Annotated in this window: 3 protein-coding genes; all 3 read left to right on the top strand. The window is 74.1% G+C overall.

Features of this window, described 5'->3' with window-relative positions; genetic code table 11:
* Positions 1-312: 312 nt before the first annotated feature.
* Positions 313-1,659 (top strand): glutamine synthetase family protein, encoded by a 1,347-nt coding sequence (locus tag E1298_RS41280; RefSeq protein WP_207945151.1) that lies wholly within the window; start codon positions 313-315, stop codon positions 1,657-1,659.
* A gap of 11 nt (positions 1,660-1,670) precedes the next feature.
* The gene (locus tag E1298_RS41285; protein WP_243726154.1) at positions 1,671-2,945 is read left to right on the top strand and encodes a cytochrome P450; all 1,275 of its coding nucleotides are present in this window, start codon (positions 1,671-1,673) and stop codon (positions 2,943-2,945) included.
* Positions 2,946-3,020: 75 nt separating this feature from the next.
* On the top strand, positions 3,021-7,584 hold a 4,564-nt coding region (locus E1298_RS41290), incomplete at its 3' end, for a hypothetical protein (protein ID WP_131902830.1).

Raw genomic sequence — 7,584 nt, forward strand, 5'->3', positions numbered from 1 at the left:
GTCGGGGAGCAGTTCGGCCACGCGGGCGGGGTCGGTGCGGTACTCGACGGTGAGCAGGTCGCCCGAGTAGTGCCACGGGGGGCTGGGGATCAGCGACGAGCGGCCCGTCGCGGTCTTGGGGTGCAGGAAACCTCGCACGGATGCCACTGCGCTCCTCCTATGACTCGTTTGGGTCCGTACGATAGGCGGCGGCGCGTGGGTTTGTCACTCCGGCATTGGTGATCTGCGCAGATCTGCGGGGAGAGTCTTGTCAGGGTTCGCTGACCGCCATATGGTTTGAGCCCAAATGAACTTTGGTGAGGGAGTGTCCGCGTGAGCCAGGAGCCCGCAGTCCATGACGTGGTGGAGCGGCTGACCGCGGACGGCGTCGATGTCGTCCGGGTCATGTACACCGACCTGCTCGGCACCGACCGGGCGCGGGACGTGCTCGTGGAACGGCTGCCCTCGGTGGTGGACCACGGGCTGTCCTTCTGCCGGGCGATTTACCACACGTCCCCGATGGGCGACACCGTCGAGGTCGCGGGCGGGATGGACGCCGGGATGCCCGACATCACCGTCCGTCCCGTGCTGTCGACGCTGGCGAAGCTGCCGTGGGAGCCGGGCGTCGCGTCCTGCCTGGGCGAGGCGTGCGAGCCCGGCAGCGAGGAGCTGTGCGCCGAGGGTCCCCGCGAGGTGCTGCGCCGCGCCCTCTCCCGGCTCACCGAGCTGGGGCTGGAGCCGATCGCCGGGCCCGAGTTGGAGTACTACGTCTGCGATCCCGACCCGTCCTCGCCCACGGGGTGGCGCCGCTACGGGGACGCGCCCGGCAACGTCTACACGGCCGGACGCAAGGGCGACCCCGACGGCCACCTGCTGCGCACCCTCCGGTACCTGCGCGACCTCGGCCTCGGCGTGACGATGGGCAACCACGAGTTCGGCGGCGGGCAGTTCGAGATCAACCTCGACCATTCGGGGGCGCTCGACGCTGCGGACCGGGCGTTCCGGTTCAAGGCGGCCGTCCAGGAGATCGCCCGGACGGAGGGACGCCTCGCCACGTTCATGGCCAAGCCGTTCAACGACGAGGGCGGGTCCGGCTTCCACGTCCACCTGTCCTGCCTGGACCAGGAGGGCCGCAACGTCTTCGACGGCCCCGGGCCAGACGGGCTGTCGGAGACCGCGCACCAGGCGATCGCCGGGGTGCTGGAGCACGCGCCCGCGCTCGCCGCGCTGTTCAACCCGACGATCAACTCCTACAAGCGGTTCGGCCCCGACACCCTGGCCCCCTGGCTGATCGACTGGGGCCTGGACAACCGCAGCGCCATGGTCCGGATCCCGCCCGAGCGCGGCGGCGCCGCGCGGCTGGAGGTCCGGCTCGGGGACGCCTCCGCCAACCCCTACCTCGGCATCGCCGCGCTCCTCGCCGCCGTGTACCTGGGCGTCCGCGACAAGCTGACGGTCCCGCCGCCGCTGGAGGGCTACGGCTACGACTCGGCCAAGGCGGCCGTCCTGCCCGGGGACCTGCCCACCGCGCTCGACGCGCTCGCCGCCGACGACGCCCTGATCGGGGTGCTCGGCGAGAAGTTCGTCTCCTCCTTCCTGACCTACAAGCGGGACGAGGTGGCCCGCTTCCAGCGGCACGTCACCGACTGGGAGTTCCGCGAGTACGCCTACCACTTGTGAGGAGCCCCCTGTTGCCCGACGACACCGCCGCCGCGGACCTCTCAGCCGCCGCCGTGGACCTCTCCGACGCCGACAACTTCCTGGACGGGGAGACGCCCTGGCGGATGTTCGACGTGCTGCGCCGCACCGAGCCCGTCCACTGGAACCCCGAGGCCGACGGCGGCCGCGGCTTCTGGTCGGTGACCAGGCACGCCGACATCCTGGCGGTCGACCGCGACCAGGCCACGTTCACGTCCGAGAAGTTCGTGAACCTGGAGGAGGTCGACGAGCGGCAGGCGGCGATCAGGCGGTCGATGCTGGAGACGGACGGGCCCCGGCACCTGGCGCTGCGGCGCGTCCTGTCACGCGAGTTCACGCCCCGCGCCGTCGCCGGGTACGCGACGTTCCTGCGCGGCCTGACCGCCCGGACGCTCGACGCCGCGCTCGCGAAGGGCACCTTCGACTTCGTCAAGGAGATCGCCGCCGACTTCCCGATCAACGTGCTGGCCCGGATGCTGGACGTCCCGGACGACGACACCGAGCGGCTCATCGACTGGGGCAACCGGATCATCGCCAACACCGACCCCGACTACGCCGACGTCCTGCTGCACAGCGAGGAGAGCGAGCAGTACCGCGACCTGCCCTTCCGCAGCCCGGCGTCGCTGGAGGTCTTCGAGTACGGGCGGGAGCTGGCGGCGAAGCGGCGCGGCGGCGAGGGCACCGACCTGGTCAGCCGGCTCGTCAACCAGACGCCGGTGGACGGGGAGCCGCTGTCCGAGCGCGACTTCGACAACTACTTCCTGCTGCTGGTCGTCGCGGGCAACGAGACGACCCGGCACGCGATCACCCACAGCATGCGGGCGCTGATCGACCACCCGGAGCAGGCCGACCGGCTGCGCGCCGACCTGGACCTGATGCCGACGGCCGTGGAGGAGTTCCTGCGCTGGGCGTCGCCCGTCTACCACTTCCGCCGGACGGCGACATGCGACGCCGAGGTGAACGGGACGGCGGTCCGCGAGGGCGACAAGGTCGTGCTGTGGTTCGCGTCCGGCAACCGCGACGAGGACGTGTTCGCCGACCCGTACCGCTTCGACGTCGGGCGGACCCCGAACGACCACATCACGTTCGGCAAGGGCAGCCCGCACTTCTGCCTCGGCGCCGCGCTGGCCCGCCTGGAGATGCGGATCATGTTCGAAGAGCTGCTGCCGCGGCTGTCGGGCATCAGCCTCGCGGGCGACGTCCGCCGCGTCCGGTCGAACTTCGTCAACGGCGTCAAGGAGATGCCGGTGACCGTCACGCTCGTTTGAAAACCGGACTCGCCTGAGAGGGACGATCCGTAACAACAACCCTGGTTGTCGGCGGCCGCTGCCATACTCTCCGCCATGCCCCCGATGATCCCGGTTCTCCCCACCGACCCGCAGGCGTCCACGCTCTACCTGGACTGGGTGCGCGAGCACGATCCCGCCGCCGAGCCCGACGCCGAGAAGGCGCTCGCGGCGCTGGCGGACGGCCTCGGTCGCGCCCACCGGAAGCCGGGCCGGTTCCTGGACGACATGAAGCGGGAGGCCAGGCGCCTTCCGGACGGGCACCTGCCGTGGTTCTGGGACACGGTCGGGCACCGCCTCAGCGGGCTCGCGCCCCGGCACGCCGCGACCGCGTACGCCGACGCGCGCGACGCCGAGGGCAGGCACGGCCTCCCCGTGGACGAGGGTTACCGCCTGGACAACACGCTGCTGTTCGCACGGGCGGGCGCGCTGGGGGCCAAGCAGGTCCGCGCCCACCAGGCGTGGCTGGCCGCGACCTACCCGCCCGACCGGGCGCACCGGGAGTTCGTCCGGTTCGTCGCGGCCTGGGGGAGCGGCGGCGCGGCGCCGTCCGCCGACCTGCATCAGCGGCTCCGCGCGTCCGCGAAGGCCGCCGGCCTGGGCCTGGAGGAGGACGCCGAGGTGCTCGGCCAGGCGCTCGCCCGCGCGCGCGGCACTGCCGTCCCCGATGGGCTGCTGGACGGCGCGGCCAAGGTCTTCGCCAAGGCCCCGCCACCCCCCGCATTCCGGGCCGACCTTGCCGAGATCTTCCCGACCGGCGACACCGACGGCGCCGCCTGGCTGCGGATGCTGGACGCGGCCGGGGTGATCGAGGCGATGGCGTCCGGCCAGGTCGGCCCGTCCGGCGGGCTCGCGGGATGGCTCGGGAGGTACGCCTTCCACTACTCCTTCTCCCGGGTCGCGTACGGCGGCATCATGCAGCAGCAGATGCCGGACGAGCTGTACGCGGTCCTGCCGAGGCTGGCGCCGCGGCTGCGCGCCGAGGCCGTCCCGGTGCGGCTCCACGAGTCCCGCTTCCGCGGCGCCACCCACTTCGACGCCGACCTGGTCGACGCCTGCCTCGCCGAGGGCGTCCCGGTGGAGGACCCCGCGGAACGGGCGTCTCTGACCTTCTGGGGCGACCGGTCCCACCGCGACATGAAGGCCCTCGCCGCCGACCCGGTGCTCGGCGGGCGGCTGGAGGGCACCGTCCACGCGGCGCTGCGCCACGGCACGGCCATCTCGCGGCTCCCGGAGAGCCCCGGCGTCGAGAAGGCCGTCCACGAACGGCTCTCCGCCCTGATCGACCAGGTCGCGGGCGCCGGGCTCGGGACGGCGGCCGAGGCGGTGGCCGCCCTCGACGGCCTGCTCGACCCGCCCACCATCGCCGCGCTCGACGGCCTCGGCGAGGCCCTTGACGGGCTCGACCTGGCCGCCCCGCTCGCGCGCACGCTCCGCGCGGGCATCCCCGCCGAGCTCGGCTGGCCCGCCCTCGATTCCGCGCTGGCCGACCTCGGCGACGACCTCGCGGGCGCCACCTCCAGCTGGCCCGTCCTCACCGTCTACGGGCGGAGCCGCGCCATCGCCGTCGACCATGCCGGACGGCGCGGCGAGTGCGCGTTCACCCTCCCCGCCGACACGACCCTGCACACCGTCCACCACGTCGGCGGCGACCACCTGGTCGGCTACTCCCTCAAGGAGGGCACCGGCTCCGTCCGGCGGGCGTTCTGGGCCAGTGCCCCCGCCGACGTCTTCGAGCCCGAGAACACGCTCGGCATGCTGGCCTGCCAGGGGCCGCGGAGCGGCGGGTTCGGCTACCACTTCGAGCTGTCCGGCGGCCGCTATGACGGCGAGCGGGTCCTGCTCCCCGGCGGACGGGAGGGCATCGGCGGCCACGAGCGGCAGCTCAGCGACGGCGTCCGGATCTGGAGCGCGTCCCGCTTCGTCGACTCGGCCGAGGACTGGTCCGTCCTCGACATCGCCTCCGGTGAGCGCGGCCCCGCCGGGTCGCTGCCCGACGCCGCCCCGTCCCCGCCGCCCGAAGGCGAGGAGCTCGAACTGGACCTGCTCAGCCTCGTCCGGCTCCCCGAGGAGGTCACCGGCTCGCCGCTCGGCCAGTCCGGCGGGCTGGCCGGATTCCGGGTCACGCGGCAGGAGACGGAACGCTCCCGTCCGCCGTCCGGTTGGACGATCGAGGGCGCCGACGGCCGCCGCGCCCGGCTCCGGTACGACCGCAAGATCGGCGACCCGTGGGGCGTCGTGCGCATGCCCGCCGGCGGCAGCGACCTGATCATGGCGTGGGACGGGTCCAACGCGTTCGTGCCCATGCCCTGCTACGACGCGTCCGACAACACCCTCCTGTGGGAGGGACGCGCGTTCCCGGACCCCAAGAGCCCGATGGGCGCCGACCCCCGAAACCGTCCGATGCTCCCGCCGCCCGCCTTCTGGCACTTCCTCGTCCCCCGCGACCTCGACTCCTCGCGGGCACTCCGCGCCACTACCGAGGACGCCGCCCGAGCGCTCCTGGCGGCCGGCGACGTCCCGGCGGCGCTGGCCGAGGTGATGCCCGGCGTCACCGAGCCGGCGATCGTGGACGGCGTCGTGGCGATGGTGCGGCGGGCCGCGGACGTGCTGCGCAAGCGCCAGGCGGCCTCGCGGCGCGTGGAGGCCGTCCGGTCCGGCGCGTCGGTGCGGCCCGCGGCGCAGACCCCGGACGCCGACCTGCTCCCCGCGCTGCGCGGCCTGGTGCCGCCGCTGCCCAGGCACGTCCCGCAGGAGCCGTCGCCGCGTCCGGCCACGGTGTCGGCGATAGCCGCCGACGGGCGGTTCCTCGCGGGCGGGATCGACGACCAGACGCGCCTGCTCAGCCCGCCCGCGCCGCCGTTCGACTGGGTCGGCCTGGTCGGCGCCGTCGACGCGGTCGCCTGGCGGCTCGTCGCGCCCTCGACCGGCGACCGCGACCGCGCGTCCCTCGCCGCCCTGCTGCGGACCTGGGCCGACCAGCCGTTCGCCCGTCCCGGGACGTGGCGCCGCGGGTACGCCACCGGCGCCGCGCTGGCCCCGCTCAGCGAGACGGGCGGCACGGTGATCACCGGCATCGTCCGTCCCGCCGACCCCGCGCGCTCCTACCGCTTCCTCCAGACCGGCGGCGCCCCCGAGCCGGACGGCGCGAAGAAGGTACAGACCGCCACTGTCGCCCGCGACGACGCCGCGCGGCTCGTCCGCCTGCTGGAACTCCTAAAAGAGCACGGGCCGCTCCCGCTGGACAAGGACGCGGTGGCCGCGTTCTCCGCGCGCACCGGTGTCCGCAGGGCCATCGCCGCCCTCGTCCTGGACGGGCTGCCCCGCCGGGCCGAGGTCGGCGGCGACCGGATGGACAGGTTCGAGGCGCACGGCAAGATGCTGCGCGGCAAGCCGTACTCGGCGAGCAAGGCCGTCGCCGAGGAGGCGGAGCACCTGGCCCGCCGGCTCGACTTCGACGGACGGCTCCGCGTCCTCGCCGCCGCCATGCCCGACGACCCGGCCGACCTCTGGGCGGACGGCGGCCTCGTCGCCGCCGCCGAGCGGATGGCCGCGGTGTGGGTGGAACTGCTCGGCGGCCGGACGCCCGTGGACGAGGACGCCGCCGCAGAACTGGAAAGCGACCTCGGCTACGGCGACGGATGGCTGCCCGCGCTCGCCGACCCGTCCACGTCATCCGTCGCGACCGAGGACGTGCGCTGCGTCATCGCGGAGCGCAAGCCGGGCGATCTTGAGATCTACCCGGTCGCGTCCAACGGCTCCATCGGCAGACGCATCTACAGCGACCCCTACACCGGCATCGCGGCCGTCCTGGTCTGGGCGCTGACCCAGCGTCCCGTCGGCGACCCGGCCTGCGCGGGCGCGGCGGAGCTGCACGACCGCCTGCGGGCCCGCCTGGACGCCCCCGACCTGCTCCTCCCCCTCCGCGTCCAGTCGTTCAGCGGAGGACGGGCGGCGCGGTTCGGGCCGCGCACCGTGCCCGTCCGCCGGGCGACCGACAAGGCGGTGACCGACGAGCTCGCCGAGGACGACGCCTACGACAACGGCCTCATCATCGTCTCCGGCGCCGGCGGCAGCCTCAAGCGGCCCCTCCTGCGTCCCTCCGGGTTCGCCGACCCCGACGCGCTACCGCGCCTCGAACGCCTCTGCGCCGACCACGACATGCCGGACCTGCTGCTGGACGTCCAGGGCGTCAAGCTGCGCTACGACGGCGCCATCGCCCGCATGATCGCCCGCGCCGCCGACACCCCGGTCCCCGCGGGCGGCTACGAGGCGAACCCCCTGCTCAGCGTCCCCGACCTGGTCGCCGAGGCCGCCGCGCGCACCGGAACCAGCGCCGAAGCCGCGGCCCTCTACCTGCAACTGCTCACCCTCGCCCGCCCCACCGACCGCAACGTCCGCAAGTGGAACGGCTGGAGCGCAGCCGCCCACAAGGCCGCCCAGGACGAACTGGTCGGCCACGGCCTCGTCCAGCAGGACAAGCGCGCCCGCGCGGGCCGCACCGCCTTCATCCCCGGCGGCTGGACGCAGGTCAAGGCCCCCGACCTCCCCCTGGAGACCGCCAAACTGGCCCCGCACCTCGCCACCGTCCGCCGCGACAAGCAGATCCAGTGCCCCTTCC

Origin of the sequence: Actinomadura rubrisoli (genome assembly GCF_004349215.1) — a bacterium.
Lineage (GTDB): Bacteria > Actinomycetota > Actinomycetes > Streptosporangiales > Streptosporangiaceae > Spirillospora > Spirillospora rubrisoli.